This is a genomic window from Halapricum desulfuricans, assembly GCF_017094525.1.
Taxonomy (GTDB): domain Archaea; phylum Halobacteriota; class Halobacteria; order Halobacteriales; family Haloarculaceae; genus Halapricum; species Halapricum desulfuricans.
Genome location: NZ_CP064788.1, coordinates 1,248,922 through 1,268,139, shown reverse-complemented (window position 1 = coordinate 1,268,139; position 19,218 = coordinate 1,248,922). Strand labels below are relative to the sequence as shown.

The following is a 19,218-nucleotide window of genomic DNA, read 5'->3' as shown; positions in this document are numbered from 1 at the left end:
ACGCCAGCACAGAGCACGGCATCGTTCAATTACCTTTCGAGACTATCACTTCGCTTCGCGTCGAGCACGACCTGGCGAGCTCGAAACCGTCCGGACTCATACGGATTATACCGTCTGCTCCGCCAGGAGATCGCCGTCCGGGGTCCGGATCTCGATCGCGAGTTCGTCGCCTGCCTGTCTCAGTTCCCCGTGTGCGGCTCGGTTGCCCCGGGGATCGGCGTGACTTCCCGGGTTGACGACCGGACAGTGAGGCGTTCGCTCGATCCCGGGTCGGTGAGTGTGTCCGACGATCACGACGTCCGCGTCTTCCTGTCTGGCCAGCAGTGACAGCGACGTGTCGTCGCGGTCGTGGCCGTGCGCGAGGACGATCGTCCGGCCCGCGTACTCGACCGTGATCGTCTCCGGGAGACGCGCCGCGAGATCGGGGTCGTCGCTGTTGCCCGCGACCGCGGACAGTGGTGCACCGCCTCGCTCGCGGCCTGCCTCCTCGGCGATCGCTTCGTAGACGCGTTCGGTCGTGAAATCGCCGGTGTGACAGACCTGTTCGGCCTCTCGGACAGCGGTCAGCGTTCGACCTTCGAGTCTGTGCGCTCGGTCCCCGTGGGTGTCTCCGAGTGTGACGAGCATACGAATCGATGGTCGTCGGTCGTCACAACCGTTGTGGATCGGCCACCGATCGGAACGTCGTACTGGTGGCGATACGTTCGTACACATACCCTCGTGCCGAATCAGTTCGAAATGGGGTAGCCACCAGTATCAATACGCTACTGGCAAGACTGCCAGAACACCTGGCCGATTCTCGCCAGCGAAAACTGCGGGACTATGACTTAAGAGGATGGGATAGAAACAGGTCGATAATTCAATCGTCACCATGAGTCTGATGCTCGACATCCGGAAACTCGCGTTGTTCAACAAGATGGCCAAGGAAGGGGGGAACACCGTCGCCGACCACCTCAGCCAGATGACGGGGATGGAGACCGAGATGGAGATCACCAAGATCAACTTCATCGACATCCCCGACATCAAGACCCACGTCGGCGACGAGAAGCTGATCGGCATCTCGATCGAACTCCAGGAACCGCCGCACGGACACATCCTCTTTCTGCTCGATTACGCCAACGCGAAGAACCTCGCCCAGGGAATGCTCGGGGACATGGGCGGAGCTGACCCCGAACAGAGCGGGTTCACCGATATGGAACGGTCGGCTATCGAGGAGATCGGCAACATCATGACCTCCGGGTTCATCGACGGGTGGGCGAACGTCCTCGAGACGACCATCGACATGTCCACGCCGACGTTCACCTACGGGCCAGGCAGCGGCATGGTCGACGAGCTCGTCGGCGGCCGCGACTCCGAAATGGCGCTGATGTTCGACTCGCACATCCACGCGCTTGACTCCGACATCGACGTCACCGTCTACACGTTCCCGCAACTGGAAGAGTTGGTCGACCTGATGCAGGAAATCGAAGTCTAGGACTGTTATCTCCCGATATCGCGCCTCGGCCCTGCAAACTCTCCCGGCGTTTCTTCCGGTTCCATCGCGTATTTATCGGCCCGAAACAACACGATAGATCATGGAGTTGCTCGACGACGGGATCGTCCCGGAGCACGCGCGCGAGGTCAAACACGAGGCACGGGAGTTCGCCGCGGAACACATCGCCCCGAACGCCGAAGAGTATTACCGGCGCGGGGAGTACCCCTGGGAGGTCCTCGAGGCGGGAATAGAGGCCGGACTCGTCGCCCAGGACGTTCCCGAGGAGTACGGGGGACGCGGCTTCGACTTAGAGCAGGTCCTGGCGATCGCCGAGGAGTTCTATCGCGCCGACGCGGGGATCGCGCTGACGCTCCAGCTGGCGAGTTTCGGCGCGGAGATCCTGGCCGATCACGGCACCGAGGCCCAGAAGGAGGAATATCTCAGGCCAGTCGCGGAAGACGAGCAACTCACCGGACTGGCAGTATCGGAGCCCGAGACCGGAAGCGACCTCGCGGGGATGACGACCACCGCCGAGCAGGACGGCGACGAGTGGGTGCTGAACGGCGAGAAGTACTGGATCGGCAACGGCGTCGAGGCCGACTGGGTGACCGTCTACGCAAAGACCGGCGACGACCCGGACAATCGCTACGGCAACTACTCGCTGTTCGTCGTCCCGACCGACGCCGACGGCTACGATGCCGAGCACATCCCCGAGAAGATGGGGTTTCGGGCGAGCAAGCAGGCCCACATCGAGTTCGACGACTGCCGGATCCCCGAGGAGAACCTGATCGGGCCGGAGGGTGCGGGCTTTTTCATCCTGGCGGAGTTTTTCAACCACGGTCGGGTGATCGTCGGCGGTCACGGCCTGGGGCTGGCGGCGGCCGCCATCGAGGAGGCCAACGACTTCGTCCACGATCGGGCGGCGTTCGGCCGGGACGTCGCCGACTTTCAGGCGGTCCAGCACACGCTCGCGGAGATGCGTCTGGAGTTCGAGGCCGCCCGCGCGCTGACCTGGCGGGCCGCGAACAAGGTCGCAGCGAGCGACGACGCCGGCTTCTGGGCCGCGCTCGCCAAGACGAAATCGACGGAGGTCGCAGCCGAGTGTGCCGAGCAGGGGATGAAACTCCACGGCGGCCGCTCCGTGTTGACTGACCGCCGGATCGCTCGCGTCTACCGGGACGTCCGGATCCCGGTCATCTACGAGGGGGCCAACGACATCCAGCGCGACCTGATCTATCGTCAGCAACCCCGCTAACGGGATTCTTACAGCGATCCTTCGGTCCGATGGCCGGACGGATCGGGATACGACCGGACGCGGATATACGCGCATCGGCGTTGCGCTCGCCGGGAGTCGGTCGAACGAGGAAAGCTATACCCGAGCCGGGGCCGACGATCCGGTATGCGACTGGAGGACTACTGGGGCGTCGGACCGAAGACCAGTGAGTTGCTCGCCTCCGAACTGGGCGTCGAGACGGCCGTCGAGGCCATCGAGAGCGGAGACATCCGGACGCTGACTGAGGCCGGACTGAGCCGCGGCCGGGCGACGCGAATCTTGCGGCGCGTCGAGGGCGGAGCCGCGATGGACGTCCTCGCCACGCGGGACGCGCGTGAGGTCTACAAGGATCTGCTCTCGGTAATCGGCCGCTATGCCGTCACCGATCACGCCGCCGACCGGATCCGATTGCTCACGCCACTGCGCGACCGTGGCGACGTGACGGATCGCCTCGAAGACGTGATCGAGGCCAGAGACACGTGGGCGCGCCTCGACGACGCCGAGCGCGAAACGGTGATGGACGCCTTCGAGGCCTACGAACGTCTCGACGGCGATCTGTCTGCCGTCCGGGCCGCGCTCGCGCTCCGGGACGCCGGCCTCGACACGGGCGTGTTCGAGTCGCTGGGCGAACTGGACGCCGATGCACTCGCCGAAGCGGCCGACGCACTGGCCGCACTGGACGGCGACGGGTCGGTCGCGGCCGGGGCCGACGAGACGCTGCAGCAACTCGATACGCAGCTCGGGACCGTCGAGGACCTGGCGGCCGACAGCGAGTCGGTCGTCGAGCGCGTCCGCAGCGAGATCCGGACGAGCGAAGAGTTCGAGGAGGGCGTCCTCGATCACGTGGTCCGGGAGACGGGTACCGATCTCGAACGCGCTCGGGCCGCGATGCCGGCCGACGCGACCGACGCGCGGGACTTCGTCGCGGCAACGCTGCGATCGCTCGCCGACGATCTCCGCTCGGCCGTCGACGAGCGGGCCGAGGCCGTCGCCGCTGACGCCCGCGAGACGATCGACGACGCACGTCCGGAGATCGACACTGCGGTCGAAGCCGTCGACGACATCGCGCTGTCGCTGTCGCTGGCTCGCTTCGCGATCGACTTCGATCTCACGCGCCCGACGTTCGTCGACGACAGCGACGTCCTCGCCGTCGAGAACGCCCGGAACCTCTTTCTCGAAGCCAACGACGAGACCGTCCAGCCGGTCGACTACGCCGTCGGGGAGCACGGCCTGCAGTACCCGACGGCGAACGCGCCTCCCAGCGGCGACCGCGTCACCGTTCTCACGGGCGCCAACAGCGGCGGGAAGACGACGCTGCTGGAGACGCTCGCGCAGGTGCAGTTGCTCGCCCAGATGGGACTACCCGTCCCGACACAGGCGGCGGAAGTCGGGCTCGTGGACGCGATCGTGTTCCACCGGCGTCACGCCAGTTTCAACGCCGGCGTGCTCGAATCGACGCTGAAAAACGTCGTTCCGCCGCTTTCTGCCGAGGGTCACACGCTGATGCTCGTCGACGAGTTCGAGGCGATCACCGAACCCGGCAGCGCGGCCGATCTGCTCCACGGGCTGGTGACGCTGACGGTCGAACGCGAGGCGCTGGGCGTGTTCGTCACCCACCTCGCGGACGATCTGGCGCCGCTCCCGGAGTCGGCCCGAATCGACGGGATTTTCGCCGAAGGACTGACGCCGGAACTCGAACTCGAAGTCGATTACCAGCCCAGGTTCGAGACGGTCGGGCGCTCGACGCCGGAGTTCATCGTCTCGCGGCTCGTGGCCGACGCCGACGACCGCGAGGAGCGAGCCGGGTTCGACACCCTCGCACGGGCGATCGGCAAGGAAGCCGTCCAGCGGACCCTCTCTGACGCCCGGTGGTCGCGGTAGGGCGTGCATTGACAGTGCTGGAGCCCCTATCGATAGTGATGCTCGACAAATGTCCCTCGATGGGCGGGAAGTGTCGCTCGGCCGGCTACGCGTGGCTGGCGCTCAACGGCGTCCTGTACGCGCTTGCGCCGCGACTGGCGCTCAAGATGTCCTCGAAGATGCTGACGATGGGGTTCGAGAACGCCGACGAACTCGAACCGCGCGAGTGGTACACGGACGCCACGCGCGCGACCGGCGTCGGGATGATCGCGACCGGCCTCGCCGGACTCGCGTTCGAACGCGGCGGTGACGACGCCGAGGACCACGACGGTGTCGACGTCGTCAGCACGGAACCGGACGACTGATCGAAAACGGCTGCGATAGCCGACGATCACCGATAATACCGCCGGTGTGTCGTCGGTGGTTGTGACCTGTACGCCTGTGGTAAACGAGTGTGTGACGTTCTCTGGACACTGCCCGGATCGTCGCTGAGCGTGCCCCAAACGCCTCTTTGACCATATACCAAGTATATGAACGTGGGCCGAATACTGTGATACGCGGAGGTACCACAATGCCGCTCCTGAAATGGTCCCACTGCCCCCGACAGTTCGACTCGCTCACCGATATGCGGGAGCACGTCTGTCGTCATCGTCAGGAGAACGAACGGAAATGATATTAGACGAACCCTTTCTGGGTGGATTCAAGCAGTTCGACTGACTTCCCACGTAGCGTGAGGGGAATCCCCGAGCGTTTCGTGCCTGGAAACACTGCACACTGGTTGATTATCTACCATTTCATAGGAACTCATGCCCGCCCCGACCGGAGGCGGGTGTAACCGACCCCTCCCTACTTCTTTCAACCTGACGGGTTCGCTCGTTGAGGCCGGGGACTCCGCCTTGAAAGACGCTGACGACGGTCCGCGCCTCGCCGTTAGGGCGGAATGTTTCACCGGCAGAAACGCACGGACACGACCTTTCCGCCCGTGGACCAAGTCCTAGGTACGATGAGTTCGAACACCAAGCGGCGCTGTGGTGTCGGTATCCGCGGCGTCGCGATGGCGATCGACTCGATCATCTGGATGGCCCTGTTCATGATCACCGTCTCAGCCGTCGGCCTCATGACCGGTGACTTGCAGACCACGAGCGAGGGGGTCGAGACGAACTTGGAAGGCGGGGCAGCACTCGCGGGATTGACTCTCTGGCTTGCTGTCTCGATTTTGTATCACACCGTTCTGGAGTGGCGGTGGGGAAAGACGCTCGGGAAGTACCTCGTCAGCATAAAAGTGACTGGGGTGGACGGAAAATCGCCGTCGCTTCTGGGTTCACTCCTCCGGAATCTCCTCCGATTGATCGACTGGTTACCGTTCTTTTACTTGGTCGGGATCGTCACGATCGCTGTCTCGAAATCGGACAGACGTCTCGGTGACCGAGTGGGGAACACGATCGTGGTGCGACCCTGAGCGGCGGCTGGAGTCACCGTCAGGGAAATTCCTTTCGAGCGACGACGCCCGAAGTGCCGTCAACGGTGACAGTCACGACCACGGTGTCACCCTCCGTGTCGACGTAAACGTACATGTACATGTCAGCTCGTGGCGTCGTCGTTGAGGCTTCGTAGTCCGCCTTGACGGCCTCGAACGTCACTTCCTCGACGTCGAGGTCCTCGGTGATCCCGATCTTAACGCGGTCCTGATCGGCCTCGTAGGTGAACTCGAACGCATCGTCGGGGACTGCTTTCGCGACCGCTTTGGGCGGATCGACCGGCTCGCTCGCATCGGGGATCGCTGTCGTCGTCCGGTCGGGCTGGGCGAACTCGAAATCGAGAACGTCCTCGCTGTAGGTTCCGCTAGCGGTCACCCGCTCGTCTTCGATCGACACCGAGTGATCTCCGCTTTCGGATCCAAACTGTGATTCGAGCCGGCTGGCCGTTGCGTCGTCGAGCGGGCGCTGGACAGCGAGATCGGCTGTGACCTCGCCCTCGTTGGGGTCAAAAGTCACCGACGCGAGGACGTCGTCGTCTGCTCTGAGAAGGTCGTCCACGGGACGCTCTGCTGGATCACCGAAATACACGTCTTCCAGGTCGATCGGCCCCATCCAACCGCCTGCGACGTGGCCGTCGCCTGCTGTCTCCAGCAGCCACTCGAAGGTCTCCGTCTCCTCGATTTCTCTGTCCCGTTCACCCTGCGTGGTCTCGACGACGCGCTGAATCTCTTCGCGGGTGTCGGCGACGAGGACGGCAGTCTCGCTGATCGCCGTGACGCCGTCCAGTGTCTCGTCGTCGGTGGGTTCATACAGCGTGAACTCCCCGACAGACCCCGATTCCTCGAACGGAATTTCTCCGATCGGACCGTCAGATCCCGACCGGAGTGTCTCCGCCGCCTCGTCGAGGTCGATTGTACCTCGTCCGACAGCCACGGTGTCAGCCATGAACAGTTCCTCGATACCGCGGTCCGGCTGTTCCGGATCGACGAGATGGCCGAGTCCGGACACAGCAATGCCAAGTGCTGCCCCGGCGATCAGTTTCCCCCCGACTTCGAGGGGCCAGGTGAGCAACGGATCATCGACACTATCCAGACCCGACACTTCGCTCAAGACTTCCCTGGGACTACCGGTCGCGTTCGTGGGAAGGATCAATGGCAACAGTTCGTTGCCACCTTCTGCCTCGGTCGCGATACTGAAGTCCAGATAGCCAACGTGAACGCCACCATCCGTCGCCGGGATCCACTCCGCGTAGGCCGGCATCTCATCGCTGGACCCGAGACAGCCGCCGAGCGAGACTGCCGTCGCTGCCGCGCCGAGTTCCAGAAACCGTCGTCGATGGAGGTTTGTCATGGGTATAGCGAGGACCGATCAGGTGATCGGCCGTCTTGACTGGGGCGTTGGGCGACAAGCGACATAAACCATGTCCTCAGACGCCGCATCGCGACCACAGCTACGATCCCTCCGCCGTCGGATCGGGGCGGATCGAGTCCTGGAAGCCCGGTAAATCTATACGTACGGCGCTTCCACGTGGATCGCGTTTGTCGAACGACAAGTCACCGCCCAGTCGTGTCACGGTCCAGGAGACCAGCCAAAGGCCGATTCCGCTCCCGTGTCTGACCGGTGTCTCTTCACCTTCGAGGAGGACGGCCTGCTCTTCGGGCGGGATCCCCGGGCCGTCGTCGGCGACCTCGATTCGCCCGCCGCCGCCCGTCGAGCGGACGCGAATCGTCACCGACGGCGTCGTCCGGTCGGTGTGCGTCACGGCGTTCTCGACTAATTCGTCGAGGAGCAGTTCGATCGCGTCGCGGTCGGACCAGATCTCGACGTCATCGGGGACATCAAGCGTAACATCGGCATCTGTGACCCCTTCGGCGACTGTCCGTGCGATCGCGACAAGGTCACACCGCTCTCGTTCAAGGTAGACCTCGGTCAGAACGCGCCCGGATCGTTCGACAGTATCCGCGAGATCGGCCAGATCGGTCGCGAGCGTCCCGATGCGGTCGAAGTACTGACCCGCCTCCTCCGCCGGGAGATCCTCGTCACGAATCGGTTCCGCGAACCCGCGAATCGCATCGAGATCGTTCCGGAGATTGTGCCTTATCACCCTGTTAAGGACCTGAAGACGCTGTTCACGGATCTCGCGGTCCGTGACGTCCTGAAACCGGTAGGCCCGGCCGAGCACGTCGCCGTCTGTGTCGGCGACTCGAGTTCGTTCGATGACAAAGTCTCGCCGTCCAGCGGTTGTCTGGAGCGTGATCGGCTGCTCGTCGGAAGGATTCGCAGGGACAGCTGCCACGTCGGCGAGCGACTGGTTCCGGAGTCGAGTCGTCTCGATGCCGAACGTTTCTGTGGCGACCCGGTTCACGTCCAGTAGGCGGCCGGATCGATCGACGACGATCACTGGGGCGGACATCGCGTCGAGGGCTGTCTCCCGTGCGAGATGTCCCGTCGCAGCTCCCCGCTCGAAGGCGTCGGTACCGAACGCGATCCAGGCGAAGACGCCGACGACAATTGTGAGCTGAAGGAATACGACACGATAGATCGATTCGCCACCGAGCTGACCGCCGTAGCCGATCGCAAGCGGCAGAAACGTGATGCCGACACCCGCGAGGACGAACACCGCCGCGGAGCCAAGCGGCAGGTCGTCGTAGGTCACCGCCGAGCGCACGAGCAACACCACGCCGAGCAGGCCCAACGAGAACACTGCCACCTGCAGGACGAACGTCGTGAGATACGACACTTGACCGAGTGCCTCCAGCCGAACTCGGCCCGTCTGCTGACCCCAGGTGAGCGCCGTACTCGTAACCGTCAGCCCGCCGAGGAGGACAATCCCGACCCAACGCCGCGGCGTGATCGCTGGCCCGCGACCGGTGTATTCGAAGACGAAGGCGATCCATAGCAGCGACGCGAACGCGTACCCGCCGATGAGGAGCAACTCGCTGACCGCATCGAGTTCGATCGGCACCAGACCGGACCGGCTGAACGCGATCGTCGTACCCAGGCCGGCGAGCAGAACAGCCAGCAGCGCGTAGGGGATAACTCCCGGATGGTCGTGTCGGCGTGCGGTTCGTCCCGCGGTCAGGACGCCGGTCCCGAGAACGACCACGCCGACCGCGGCCCAAGCGAGTCGGATCACCGCTCGGCACCTCCATCTACTCCCGTTCGCCTCGCTTCGCGTGTGTCATTCGTGGGGAGGGCAACGACGACCGCCCGTCGCCCGTCGTCGGTCCGCTCGACGGAGAGATGTCCGCCGAGCTGGTCGATCTCCAGGCGCGTGACGGCCAGCGGCAGTTGGGCGTCGTGATCCTGTTCCCCGGGATCAGTCGCGTCAGGCCAGTCGGCGACGATCCGGATCGCCGGGCTGTCACGATCCACCGAGACATCAACTCGCGTCTCGGCGTGGTCGTACGCGTCTTCGAGCACTGGTTCGAGCAGCGATGTCAGCAGCGCCGGACTGACTGTCGTGGCGATGGGGTCTCCGGAAACGTCGAGTTCGATCCGGGGACCTGATCCCGCGGCAATCGAATCACGGAGTTCTCGAAGGACGGGGCAGATATCGAGTTCTTGGCCCGGAGAGACGCCGTTTTCGGCGATTATCTGTTCGATCGACCGCGTCTGGGCGACTAGATTCGTCAGTCGGGTCGTCCGCTCCCAGATCTGATCCGCGGCGGCCGCAGAGTCGACGGACTCCGAGTCGCCGGCTCTCGTCGCCTCCTCGGCTACCGCGGCCATCCGCTCGTCGATTACCTCGACGACGAACCGGCTGAGCAGTGTCAGCTGTTCCTCCTGCCGCCGTCGATTGGTCACGTCCGTACACCGCAGCAAATAGCCGAATGATCGGTCGCGCCCATCGGTGACAGGATCGGCAGTAACGGAAATCGTTGTTCCATCTGATAGTTTGACTCGGTGGGATTCCCCGTCTCTGGTCAGCGCTCCAGGATCGAATGAGGTGGGGATTATCGACTTGATCGGCTGCCCCACGGCCGACGCTCGCGAGACGTCGAAAAGTCGTTCCGCAGCCGGATTGAGATCGCGTAGCCGTCCACGCCGGTCGACGATGAGGATCCCGTCGGCCAGTTCGTCGACGACGCGATCCCGGCCCAGAACCCGTGCAGCCGGCGCTGTCTCGAAGACCGGATAGCGAATGACAGCGATCAGGAAAACCCCACTCGCGACCGACGAGAACGCCGGAAGGAGAATCGGGCGTTCGACTATCTGTGCGACGAAACTCCCGGACAGCAACACGATAGCACCGGCGGACAGCAACAGCGGCTCCCGGTACGGAACTGTTTGCTGACCAATTGACATCCATATGAGGAGGAACACACCGATCGTCACGAGGAATCCGACCAGGAGATACGTCACCGTCAGTAGCTGAAAAGCGAGCGTCGAGGGATCTCCGAGCGCGGCCGTTGCGATCCCGACGGCGCCGAACGAGATTCCTGCCACAAGCCCGACAGTCACCTGAATCACGCGTTGCGATCGACCGGTGTATCGAAAGGCGAACAGCACCCACAACCCACTGGCGATCACCGCTACAGTCGTGCCGACCACGACCCAGGCCGTCGCCTCGATCTCCCAGCCGGTGACCGTGAGCGCCGCGTTCGGCGGCGTGAGATCGGCGACCAGTAGATGCAAAAGGGACCCCACTGCTGTGACTGCGCCGACGCCCAGCAGGGCCCTGGCGCTGGCTCGCTCGCGATGCCGAAGAAGGACTGCGACAAGTGTGACGGCTACCAGCGTCGCGAAGAACGCAGTTCCGAGGCGGAGCGCAGTGAGGGGCACCATGTATCGTTGTCGATCAGGGCGTTGCGTCGGGCCGAAAGTGACGGCGTCGAACGGCCGGCGGGTGGAGCGACACCCGCTGCCGCGTTCGATCAGCGGCCTGTGCGTTCCTGTAGACGCCCGTGACACTTGGATATCGGGGTGGGAACGTATCCGATAAGCGATGACACGGATCACAGACAATCGATCCTCGAAAGGCTGTCTGGTCAACCACAGTTGATCGATTTACCAACGGCGTGTACCGTCTCCGCCGGAACGTCGCCGAAGACTGTATATCGATATCCTTCACAGGACCATACCAGCGAAGTGCCGCTTTCGAATGTCTGGATCACTCCCTCGTGGTCGTTGATCTCGACGCGATTTCCCTCGGGGAGAGAGGCACTGTCACCGATCGGTTCGGACTTTGTCACGCGCAGCGTTGCTGACCCGTTCGTATACTGGAGTGACGTTCGGACCGTTCCGTTGTCATCGAAATATCGAGCGGAATCGAATATCAGTGGTTCGGGCACGTCCGGGTCGGGAATCGTCATCTCGCTCGCAGCGACTAGTTCACCTCTGGTCTCGAAGGACCGGCTGACGACCGTCCGTTCGACGACCGTCGCGTTCGCCGGCGGCTCGAACCTGAACGTGTCGGCCGGGATCTCGGGATTGAATGTGACGTTCCGGTAGGCCGTCGTGACGGTCCGTCGTTCTCCATCGACGACGATCGTCGAATCCCACTGGAGCGGATAGTACCACTCTTTGTCGATCCACAACGTGATGTTGGCCGTGTTGACGTCCGGTTGTGGGACGACCTCCACAACGTACGCCTCGCGATCGGCAATCGTCTCGGTCCCGAGATACGTCAGCGAGGCGTTCTCGAAACGCTCCACTGGCCCGGAAAACGGTTGTTGACCGCCTGCACCGGCGGACGGCAGGATAAGTGGCTCCAACACATCTTTCTGTTCGGAATCGTCCGACCCGGCGTTCAATCTCCCGAAGATCGACGCCATCGATCTCGAAATGCTGGCATTTGACTGTCGATCCCGATCGCTTCGTCGAGTCACCTGAACGGTGTTCGCAGCTCGGTCGTATCGCCAGGTCACGGAGTCGTTTGCCACGACCAGAGACTCAGTCTCGCCGACTTGGGTCGTCGATCGTCTCCGTTGGGTCCCGACTTCGAACGCGATCTGCTGTTCTGATACCCGTGACCCGTCCAGCGAGGACACGACCGTCGCATTCACCGCTTCAAGATCGGCAAGCGTCTCCTCGACTGCCCCTGCCGTTGGAAATTCCGTCTGCTGACTGTCCAACGCTGCACAACCCGAAAGAGCCACGAGAACCACGGCAAAGAGCAGGAGGAGTGCTCGAAACGGGACGTCGGAAGCCGAGGACATGCGAAACAGTACGAACAGATCCCGAAAAAACCTATTGGAGGCATCCGGTTCAAAAGGGGCAGCATATGATCTTGCTAATTCCGGGAGCCCCAACCGTCCAGGACTGTCCGTCGGGTTCACCGTGCTGGCCGGTGGAACGTCTTCCATCCAACAAACCGTGGCACACGGCTGCAATAGCGCTCGTGGTCCTCGCCGAGCTCGGCTTTGAGCCACGGTTCCGCCGCGAACGGAAACAAGAGGAACCACACGATGTGCAAGCCAGCCAAAACAGCGGCGAGTAGAGCATTGGTGAGTCCCACAAGCCCGACGAGACCGATCATCACGCCCAAGTATTGCGGATTACTGTCGTGTCCCTCCGTGCAGCTTTGGACGTGAGCCTCAGAAAACTCCGTGACCGACGTCATCTGTCTTTGCTGGCACCTATGTCAGGCACCCACTTCACCGTGCAAAGATGAGTTGGAACACGCTATCAGCGGGGTAGTATCCCCAGTCCCCGTGCGGGAATCGAACCCGCATCGTCACCGTACCAGCCGAGATGATCGGTCACGTCTCGACGGTGCAGCGGCCGACGTCCATGACGCCGAAGCCGTCGGCCAGTGTCTCTCGAACGGCACCCTCGCCGTCTACGGGCACGGCAACCGTCACGTCAGCAACGGTGGTGACCTGGATGTCGGTCGAACGCGGCTGCACGTCGGTCACATTACGGACCGTCACCGCGTCGACGCCCTCGATGTCGCCGAGGACGCTCTCGACGCTGCTCCGGAGGTCGCTGCCCGCGTCGCGGGGGACCCACAGCGTCACTGTCACCGTCACGTCGGTGTGTCTGGCTCGCACTGCCATAGGTCGGCGGCCGGAATCGAACCGGCACTGTCACGACCACGTGCGCCGGATGCTGCGGCTGGTCGGTGGAATCGCCGCTGGAGGGTCACGCCAGCGAGGGTCGGACGGACTCTTCCGAACCAGTCGCGAGGGACGGACTGCCGTCCACACGGGATGACATCGACGACGGAAAACGGACGCGTCCACGCGGTCGCGGCCAGTCGTCCGCCGTCGCTTCGCGGGCGGGTTACGCGGCGAGGCTGGCTGCGAACCGGGTGGACCAGTGATCCCCGACATCCGCCGCCTCGCCGCCGATCGACGGGGCTGGAATCGACCCCGCAATCGCGGCCGTGCCGCTGCTGGCTGCAGCGGCCGGCGACGGATAGTGGACGTCAGTCATCTGGATCACCTGATCGCTGTACTCCGTCCTGTGAGCGGGAATATATTAATTCTTTTCCACGAATGGAACGCGTTCGCATGGTACTCTCTGTCACTCCTGGAGACTGTGTGGCTCGTTCTCGGGGTCATCGGGCAGGTCTCGCACGCCCTGTCTGATCGCCTCGTCGCTGGAGCGGGTGGGTTGCCAGCCCAGCGCGGCCAGATGACATGTGCACTCTCAGCACCGGCGGACAGACTGCGATAGTCTCCGGTAGCGGAAGGTTGAATACCGGAACGAGACCACTGGGAGACAGCAATGGCGACGTCAGTCCCGCTGCAGTTGGTCGATAGCTTTCTGCTGAAGTACAACGTCGGGGACGCGCTACTACTGGTTTTCGGTCTGGCGGTCGTCGCCGCGCTGGTCGTCCGCTCGCGGAAAGTGCTGGCGCTGCAATCGGGTCTGTTCGGCATCATCTTCGTCGTAACCCCATCGTCGGAACTCGTCGCCGCCGAACAGAGCCTGCTGAGCGAACCGCTCGCGTACAAGTTCTTCGGTCTCGTGCTCGTGTTCGCCGCACCGTTGCTGTACGCGACCGCTCGAAAATAGTCACAGGCCGAATACGTCCTGAAGCTGGCGTTCGAGTTCGTCAGTGTACGCTGTGTAGATGTCCGCGAGTTCCGAATCGTCGAGTTCCGTCTCGGGGGCGACGCGCTCGATCGCGTCGTCGGGGAGTTCGATGCGGAACTGTCCGTCGCCCTCGTAGAAGGGTTCGCTCTCGGCCAGCGTGTACTGGTCGATCGCATGGACCAGTCCGGAGTCGTAGCGTTCGGACATCACGTCGAACGCGCTCTTGTAGGCGTGCTGGAGTTCGGTGAAGTAGTGTTCGTACTTGTCCTCGAAGCGCTCGGGATCGAAGTCGGTCATCGACCGATAGTTGGCGTCCGCGCACAAAAGACGGAGGATACCTACAATTTCGGCCGCTGTGAGCAGTGGACGCCTGCGCTACAACTCCGACCGTTGCGCGCGCTCTCGAAGCCGTTCGGCACGTGCACGAATCGCTTCGCGTTCGTCCTCGCCCTTGTTTTCCAGGTGGTTGTAGACCAGCCCCATCCGGTGGTTGTCCGAGAGGTGTTCGGCGTTGCGATCCAGGAAATCCCAGTACAGGGCGTTGAACGGACAGGCTCGCTCGCCGGTGGTCTTGGTCTTGTAGTAGGGACAGTCGCCGCAGTAGTCGCTCATCTTGTCGACGTAGTTGGCCGAGGAGACGTAGGGTTTCGTCGAGAGAACGTCCGTCCCGAACGTGCCCATGCCGACGACGTTCGGGGTCGTCACCCAGTGGGAGGCGTCGATGTAGGCCGCGTGGAACCAGCGGTTCAGCTCCTGGGGTTCGACGCCCAGCAGCGTCGCGAAGTTCGACAGGATCATCAGTCGCTCGATGTGATGGGCGTACCCCCGCGTCCGAACGCCGTCGATCACGTCGGCCAGACAGGCCATGTCGGTCTCGCCGGTCCAGAACAGCGGCGGCAGCGACTCGGACTGCTCCAGCTGGTTCGCATCAGCCAGTTCGGGCATCTCCCGACGGTAGATCTGACGCATGAACTCCCGCCAGCCGAGCACCTGCCGGACGAACCCCTCGACGCTGTTCAGCGGGACGTCTCGCTCGTGGTAGGCCTCGATCACCCGTTCGATGACCGCCTCCGGGCGAAGAAGCCCGAGATTGAGCGCCGGAGACAGAAGCGCATGATTGAGTGCCCACTCCCCGGCGGCCAGTGCGTCCTGATAGGGGCCGAACTCGGCCAGCCGGTCAGTCACGAACCGCTCCAGCGCGGTCTCCGCCTGATCGCTCGTCACTGGCCACCGGAACGGCCCGGGATCGGCCCACTCGCCGCCGTACGGCGGCTCCTCGTAACTCCCCACGAACGTCTCAGCGACGCGGGACTGTACCTCGCGGGTGATCGCGTCCGGCTCGAAGACGGGCGGATCGGGCGGGCTGTAGTCGTCGGGTGGTGTCTCGCGGTTCTGTTCGTCGTAGTTCCACTCGCCGCCGACCGGTTCGGAGTCGTCCATGAGGTAGCCGGTCTCGCGGCGCATGAACCGGTAGAAGTCCTCGTGTCGGTATCTGGGCTGCTCGCCGGCCCAGTCGTCGAACCGGTCGGGCGAACAGAGAAACAGATCGTTTGTGACGAATTCGATCTGTCCCCCGTGGCGCTCGACGAGTTCCCGTAACCGGTCGCCTGTACCGTGGTTCGGCGGGCGCATCACGACGAGTTCGTCCCCGGGATCGGCGTCGAGATGGGCCTCGATCCCGTCGGCGAACCGTTCGACCTGTCGGTATTCGACAGTACGTCCCGACTCGCGGAGCCGGTCCCGGAAGTGTCGCATCGCGCTGAACACGAGCGTGAGCTTGTGCGGGTGATACGGTCGCCTCCGGGCGAGGTCCGCCGCCTCGATCAGCAGGACGCGCTCGCCGGGGCGGTCAGCCAGCGGCCCGACGTCGGCGTTGAGCTGATCGCCCAGAACGAGAACAGTCATACCTGCGATATAGGGTGCGGGTCGGCAAAAACGCCCGCATCAAGGGGAGCGACAGCGCGAGTGTCGAGACGGCTGGGGACGGCCCTCCCCGCGGGCGGCAGGCGTTCACAGGTGGAACCGCTCGCCGTCGACGGCCATATCGTCCTCGAAGGCGCGGTCGGCGGGGATGTAATGTGAGAGATGGACGAGCCGCGTCCGCTCGGCATCGAGCCGGTCGCCGAGCTGGCGGGCCCCTTCGACAGTCATGTGTTTGTCGCCGAAGGTCCGGGGGACGCCCGCGTCGTCGTGGTGACGACCGCCCAGCGGGTGGTACTCGCAGTTCTCGGCGGGGACGATCCCGTCAGCCAGCAGCAGGTCGGCCCCCGAGAGGGCCGCAAGCGAGCGGTCGGGAACGTCGTAGCTGGTGTCGCCCGAGAGCGCGAGCCGGCCGCCCGTCTCGGGGTCCTCGACGAGGAGTCCGTAACACAGAAACGGCGGGTGATCGACAGGGACGAGCGTCACCGCCAGTCCCGCCGCCCTGACGGGCTCGAAGGGGGCGGTCGGCTCCACCGAGACCGCATCGAGGTAGTCGTACCGCTCGCGGACCGTCCGGGCGACGCTCTCGCCGGTCGCCGGATCGGTCTCGTCGGCCGCGTACACCGGCAGATCGTCGGCGAGCCGGTAGACGTTTCCCAGTCCGTCGAGGTGATCGAAGTGGATGTGCGTAACAACGGCGGCGTCCGGCGGTTCGAGGTCCTCCCGCAGAAACTGCGACCGGAAATCGGGGCTGAAATCGACGAGTAGCGACTGCCCTGACGCGGACCGGACGTGTACCGAAAAGCGCGTTCGCTCGACACCCATCGAACGGGCACGCTGGCAGGTGTCACAGTCACACCCGACGGTCGGCGTTCCCGTCGTGTCGCCGGTTCCCAGCAGGGTGACTTCCATCGGCGAACGAAACGGACGCGACGGCTTTGAGGGTGGCGATCACGTCACCGGCCTACAGCTCTTTCAGCGTCGGGATCAGGCTCGTCCGGGTCTCCTCGGAGACGGACTTGATCGTCCCGAGCTGTTCGGGAGTGAACGGGACCTGCACTTCGTCGATCGAGACCGCGACCGAGTCCGACCGCTCGCCGCGCAGGAAAAGTCGATCGTCGCGCATCTCGGTCATCAACACCGTGTCCGAGGCGTCCTCGACGCGCGCGATGTCGTCCTCGAAGGCGGACGTGCTGACGGTGAACAGGTACGTGTGGTCGTCGTCGCGTTCGACGGTGTCGACGAAGGCCTTGAGGCTGTCGTCGCCGTAGGTCGGCGAGAACAGAAACAGGTTCAGCGCGCTGGCGAACACCAGTACGTCGTCGCCGACGCGGTCGATCGCCGTCGAGAGCGCCTCGTCCCAGACCTCGGGTTCGAGGAGGTTCGCCTCGATCGGATCGTCGACGACCATCCCCTCGACGCTCGGCTCCAGCGTCGGGTCGAAATCGACAAATGACAGTCGATCAGGGTAGGCGTCAACGTCGAAGTCATACAGTTCGGTCATCGTCTCGTCGACGAACTCGCGCCCGGAATTGGTCAGCAGGAAAACGACGCTCCCGCCCGACTCCAGCCACGATTTCACGGCCGCGAACCCGATCAACGGTTTGCCCGACCCCCCGGGTCCGGAGACGACCGTCGTCTCTCCGACCGGCAGTCCATCGGGCAGTACCTCCCGTAGCCACTCTCGCTTCAGATCGAACGTCTCGATAGCCATTGCAGGGACAGTAGCGTATCTCGTCGCTTGAACCTGTCGTGCAGTCGCACAGTCTTGTATATGACGTGAGAACAGGTCGCTATTCCGTCGGGATCGGCGCTCCGGACAGACCGGACGATCTAGTGTTCGGCCGGCGGGACGTGGTGGTCGTCGCCGAGTTGGTCGAAGAGGATCTCGCGCATCAGCTCCATCCCTGTCGCGATCCGGTCGTCGGACAGCGCATAGTGGCTGTGGACGCCGTCGTCGCGGAGTTCGGCCATCGTGAGTCGTCTAGGGGCGAGCGAGGGATACGTATTGCTTTTCGGATCGGTACTGTCGGCTGTAACATGCGGATAGCATTCCGATACCTGCCGTGGCGAAAGCCTCCGCGAACGTGCCGCCGACAGCCTGATTCGGATATCCGGATAGACAGATACAAAGTCGACACCGATCAAGTACAGACAATGGCGCAGTCCTTTCAGGAGGTTGCCGTCGCCGAGCCGGACCCGGAACAGGCGCTGGCGATCGTGTTCGGACTCAACAGTTCCGAGCGGGAGGCCTACGAGCGCCTCTGTGAGAGCGACGGACCGCTGAGCGTGCAGGAACTGTCGTCCGAACTGGACTGTGCACTGACGACCGCTTACCGGATCGTCGATAGCCTGGAGACGCACGACCTGGTCGAGACCTCGACGATCAGGGACAGTACCTGTCAGCGCTCGGTCTACGACGCCGTCGATCCGGCGGTGGTCGCCCAGCGCATGGAAGCTCGCGTCGATCAGGTCTATACCGACTGTCGGGACGCCATCGAGGCTTTCGCGGCCGATCCGGTCGCCGACTGCGGACTGTTCGGAGCGGACGGCGAAAGTCCGGTCGATCGGCCAGAATCGTGACGGGGAAACGCTTTTGCGTCTTCTCGGGAGACGTTCGTGTATGGCTCCCGAGCGGGAACGACTCGAGGCCACAGACCGTGGACGGATCCCGCTCAGCGACGTCCTCGAGGTGTTCGAGCAGCGGGAAGACCGCGCCCGTCCGCTGACTGCGGACGACATCATGGAGGCCGTCGACTGTTCCCGCCGGACCGCACACAACAAGCTCAACGAACTCGTCGAACAAGGCGTGCTGCGAACGCGAAAAGTCGGCTCCCGAAGTCGCGTCTGGTGGGTTCCGATCGAAGAGCAGCCCGACGACGGACCCGAGGGACCACGGATCGAAGAACTGGTGACGCAGGTCGATCTCCCGGGGACGGGCACGACGCTCGAGACACGCCAGCAGGCACTCGTCGCCGCGTACCAGTATCTCCGCGAACACCCGGAGGCGAAGAAGTCCGACTTTCTCACCGACGTCTATCCCGAGCATCCGGCAGAGTTCGAGACGGCGGAGGGGTGGTGGAACGCGCTGCAGCCGGCGCTGGCGGAACTGCCCGGCGTCGATCCACCTGAGGAACGTGGCCACATCTGGCATTTCCTCGGTGGGTAACGCTTTTGTGACCATCGTGCTTTCCCTACCGACAACTCGACCCTAAGGGGCGAGACTC

At 63.7% G+C, this 19,218-nt stretch carries 20 protein-coding genes; 8 read left to right on the top strand and 12 right to left on the bottom strand.

Features of this window, described 5'->3' with window-relative positions; all coding sequences use genetic code 11:
• Positions 1-105: 105 nt before the first annotated feature.
• Positions 106-627, bottom strand: coding sequence for a metallophosphoesterase (locus HSR122_RS06545; protein ID WP_229111988.1), 522 nt, complete (start codon positions 625-627; stop codon positions 106-108).
• 244 nt (positions 628-871) lie between these two features.
• Here HSR122_RS06545 and HSR122_RS06540 point away from each other — a divergent pair, with 244 nt between their 5' ends.
• The 5 genes from HSR122_RS06540 to HSR122_RS06520 all read left to right on the top strand — a co-directional run bounded on the left by HSR122_RS06540 (position 872) and on the right by HSR122_RS06520 (position 6,066).
• Positions 872-1,474 (top strand): chemotaxis protein CheC, encoded by a 603-nt coding sequence (locus tag HSR122_RS06540; RefSeq protein WP_229111987.1) that lies wholly within the window; start codon positions 872-874, stop codon positions 1,472-1,474.
• Between the two features lie 100 nt (positions 1,475-1,574).
• Complete coding sequence (locus HSR122_RS06535; RefSeq protein WP_229111986.1) at positions 1,575-2,729, top strand: acyl-CoA dehydrogenase family protein; 1,155 nt, start codon at positions 1,575-1,577, stop codon at positions 2,727-2,729.
• A gap of 144 nt (positions 2,730-2,873) precedes the next feature.
• Entirely contained in the window at positions 2,874-4,628 is a 1,755-nt protein-coding gene (locus HSR122_RS06530; RefSeq protein ID WP_229111985.1) for a MutS-related protein, read from the top strand.
• Between the two features lie 38 nt (positions 4,629-4,666).
• The gene (locus HSR122_RS06525) at positions 4,667-4,972 is read left to right on the top strand and encodes a hypothetical protein (protein ID WP_229111984.1); all 306 of its coding nucleotides are present in this window, start codon (positions 4,667-4,669) and stop codon (positions 4,970-4,972) included.
• Between the two features lie 638 nt (positions 4,973-5,610).
• The gene (locus HSR122_RS06520; protein ID WP_267491232.1) at positions 5,611-6,066 is read left to right on the top strand and encodes an RDD family protein; all 456 of its coding nucleotides are present in this window, start codon (positions 5,611-5,613) and stop codon (positions 6,064-6,066) included.
• Positions 6,067-6,085: 19 nt separating this feature from the next.
• Here HSR122_RS06520 and HSR122_RS06515 read toward each other — a convergent pair whose 3' ends face one another.
• From HSR122_RS06515 to HSR122_RS06490, 6 genes are all read right to left on the bottom strand, one after another.
• Entirely contained in the window at positions 6,086-7,435 is a 1,350-nt protein-coding gene (locus tag HSR122_RS06515; protein ID WP_229111982.1) for a hypothetical protein, read from the bottom strand.
• A 100-nt stretch (positions 7,436-7,535) separates the two neighbouring features.
• Positions 7,536-9,221, bottom strand: coding sequence for a sensor histidine kinase (locus tag HSR122_RS06510; RefSeq protein WP_229111981.1), 1,686 nt, complete (start codon positions 9,219-9,221; stop codon positions 7,536-7,538).
• Positions 9,218-10,873, bottom strand: a complete 1,656-nt coding sequence (locus HSR122_RS06505) for a PAS domain-containing protein (RefSeq protein ID WP_229111980.1) — start codon at positions 10,871-10,873, stop codon at positions 9,218-9,220. The genes HSR122_RS06510 and HSR122_RS06505 overlap by 4 nt, the downstream gene beginning before the upstream one ends.
• Before the next feature lie 203 nt (positions 10,874-11,076).
• Positions 11,077-11,742 carry an outer membrane lipoprotein-sorting protein gene (locus HSR122_RS06500; protein WP_229111979.1) on the bottom strand — a complete coding sequence of 222 codons (666 nt, stop codon included), beginning with the start codon at positions 11,740-11,742 and terminating at the stop codon, positions 11,077-11,079.
• A 1,047-nt stretch (positions 11,743-12,789) separates the two neighbouring features.
• Positions 12,790-13,086, bottom strand: a complete 297-nt coding sequence (locus HSR122_RS06495; protein WP_229111978.1) for a hypothetical protein — start codon at positions 13,084-13,086, stop codon at positions 12,790-12,792.
• Between the two features lie 226 nt (positions 13,087-13,312).
• On the bottom strand, positions 13,313-13,465 hold the full coding sequence (locus tag HSR122_RS06490) for a hypothetical protein (RefSeq protein WP_229111977.1): 153 nt from the start codon (positions 13,463-13,465) through the stop codon (positions 13,313-13,315).
• Between the two features lie 294 nt (positions 13,466-13,759).
• Between HSR122_RS06490 and HSR122_RS06485 the strand changes: the two genes are divergently transcribed.
• The gene (locus HSR122_RS06485) at positions 13,760-14,050 is read left to right on the top strand and encodes a hypothetical protein (protein ID WP_229111976.1); all 291 of its coding nucleotides are present in this window, start codon (positions 13,760-13,762) and stop codon (positions 14,048-14,050) included.
• On the opposite strand, the gene HSR122_RS06480 is transcribed toward HSR122_RS06485, so the two are convergent.
• From HSR122_RS06480 to HSR122_RS06460, 5 genes are all read right to left on the bottom strand, one after another.
• Positions 14,051-14,368: a DUF5783 family protein gene (locus HSR122_RS06480; protein WP_229111975.1), complete on the bottom strand. Its 318-nt coding sequence runs from the start codon at positions 14,366-14,368 to the stop codon at positions 14,051-14,053.
• 78 nt (positions 14,369-14,446) lie between these two features.
• Complete coding sequence (locus HSR122_RS06475) at positions 14,447-15,976, bottom strand: cryptochrome/photolyase family protein (RefSeq protein ID WP_229111974.1); 1,530 nt, start codon at positions 15,974-15,976, stop codon at positions 14,447-14,449.
• A 105-nt stretch (positions 15,977-16,081) separates the two neighbouring features.
• Positions 16,082-16,903: an MBL fold metallo-hydrolase gene (locus HSR122_RS06470; RefSeq protein ID WP_229111973.1), complete on the bottom strand. Its 822-nt coding sequence runs from the start codon at positions 16,901-16,903 to the stop codon at positions 16,082-16,084.
• A gap of 52 nt (positions 16,904-16,955) precedes the next feature.
• Complete coding sequence (locus HSR122_RS06465; RefSeq protein WP_229111972.1) at positions 16,956-17,705, bottom strand: hypothetical protein; 750 nt, start codon at positions 17,703-17,705, stop codon at positions 16,956-16,958.
• 119 nt (positions 17,706-17,824) lie between these two features.
• Positions 17,825-17,965, bottom strand: coding sequence for a hypothetical protein (locus tag HSR122_RS06460; RefSeq protein ID WP_229111971.1), 141 nt, complete (start codon positions 17,963-17,965; stop codon positions 17,825-17,827).
• A gap of 183 nt (positions 17,966-18,148) precedes the next feature.
• Here HSR122_RS06460 and HSR122_RS06455 point away from each other — a divergent pair, with 183 nt between their 5' ends.
• Both HSR122_RS06455 and HSR122_RS06450 read left to right on the top strand, forming a co-directional pair.
• Positions 18,149-18,574, top strand: coding sequence for a helix-turn-helix domain-containing protein (locus tag HSR122_RS06455; protein ID WP_229111970.1), 426 nt, complete (start codon positions 18,149-18,151; stop codon positions 18,572-18,574).
• A 40-nt stretch (positions 18,575-18,614) separates the two neighbouring features.
• On the top strand, positions 18,615-19,160 hold the full coding sequence (locus tag HSR122_RS06450) for a Fic family protein (RefSeq protein WP_229111969.1): 546 nt from the start codon (positions 18,615-18,617) through the stop codon (positions 19,158-19,160).
• Positions 19,161-19,218 lie beyond the last annotated feature (58 nt).

What these genes read in the sequence shown, in the direction of transcription:
- HSR122_RS06545 (WP_229111988.1), bottom strand. Translation starts at nt 627, where the DNA reads ATGCTCGTCACACTCGGAGACACCCACGGGGACCGAGCGCACAGACTC.
- HSR122_RS06540 (WP_229111987.1), top strand. Translation starts at nt 872, where the DNA reads ATGAGTCTGATGCTCGACATCCGGAAACTCGCGTTGTTCAACAAGATG.
- HSR122_RS06535 (WP_229111986.1), top strand. Translation starts at nt 1,575, where the DNA reads ATGGAGTTGCTCGACGACGGGATCGTCCCGGAGCACGCGCGCGAGGTC.
- HSR122_RS06530 (WP_229111985.1), top strand. Translation starts at nt 2,874, where the DNA reads ATGCGACTGGAGGACTACTGGGGCGTCGGACCGAAGACCAGTGAGTTG.
- HSR122_RS06525 (WP_229111984.1), top strand. Translation starts at nt 4,667, where the DNA reads ATGCTCGACAAATGTCCCTCGATGGGCGGGAAGTGTCGCTCGGCCGGC.
- HSR122_RS06520 (WP_267491232.1), top strand. Translation starts at nt 5,611, where the DNA reads ATGAGTTCGAACACCAAGCGGCGCTGTGGTGTCGGTATCCGCGGCGTC.
- HSR122_RS06515 (WP_229111982.1), bottom strand. Translation starts at nt 7,435, where the DNA reads ATGACAAACCTCCATCGACGACGGTTTCTGGAACTCGGCGCGGCAGCG.
- HSR122_RS06505 (WP_229111980.1), bottom strand. Translation starts at nt 10,873, where the DNA reads ATGGTGCCCCTCACTGCGCTCCGCCTCGGAACTGCGTTCTTCGCGACG.
- HSR122_RS06495 (WP_229111978.1), bottom strand. Translation starts at nt 13,086, where the DNA reads ATGGCAGTGCGAGCCAGACACACCGACGTGACGGTGACAGTGACGCTG.
- HSR122_RS06490 (WP_229111977.1), bottom strand. Translation starts at nt 13,465, where the DNA reads ATGACTGACGTCCACTATCCGTCGCCGGCCGCTGCAGCCAGCAGCGGC.
- HSR122_RS06485 (WP_229111976.1), top strand. Translation starts at nt 13,760, where the DNA reads ATGGCGACGTCAGTCCCGCTGCAGTTGGTCGATAGCTTTCTGCTGAAG.
- HSR122_RS06480 (WP_229111975.1), bottom strand. Translation starts at nt 14,368, where the DNA reads ATGACCGACTTCGATCCCGAGCGCTTCGAGGACAAGTACGAACACTAC.
- HSR122_RS06475 (WP_229111974.1), bottom strand. Translation starts at nt 15,976, where the DNA reads ATGACTGTTCTCGTTCTGGGCGATCAGCTCAACGCCGACGTCGGGCCG.
- HSR122_RS06470 (WP_229111973.1), bottom strand. Translation starts at nt 16,903, where the DNA reads ATGGAAGTCACCCTGCTGGGAACCGGCGACACGACGGGAACGCCGACC.
- HSR122_RS06465 (WP_229111972.1), bottom strand. Translation starts at nt 17,705, where the DNA reads ATGGCTATCGAGACGTTCGATCTGAAGCGAGAGTGGCTACGGGAGGTA.
- HSR122_RS06460 (WP_229111971.1), bottom strand. Translation starts at nt 17,965, where the DNA reads ATGGCCGAACTCCGCGACGACGGCGTCCACAGCCACTATGCGCTGTCC.
- HSR122_RS06455 (WP_229111970.1), top strand. Translation starts at nt 18,149, where the DNA reads ATGGCGCAGTCCTTTCAGGAGGTTGCCGTCGCCGAGCCGGACCCGGAA.
- HSR122_RS06450 (WP_229111969.1), top strand. Translation starts at nt 18,615, where the DNA reads ATGGCTCCCGAGCGGGAACGACTCGAGGCCACAGACCGTGGACGGATC.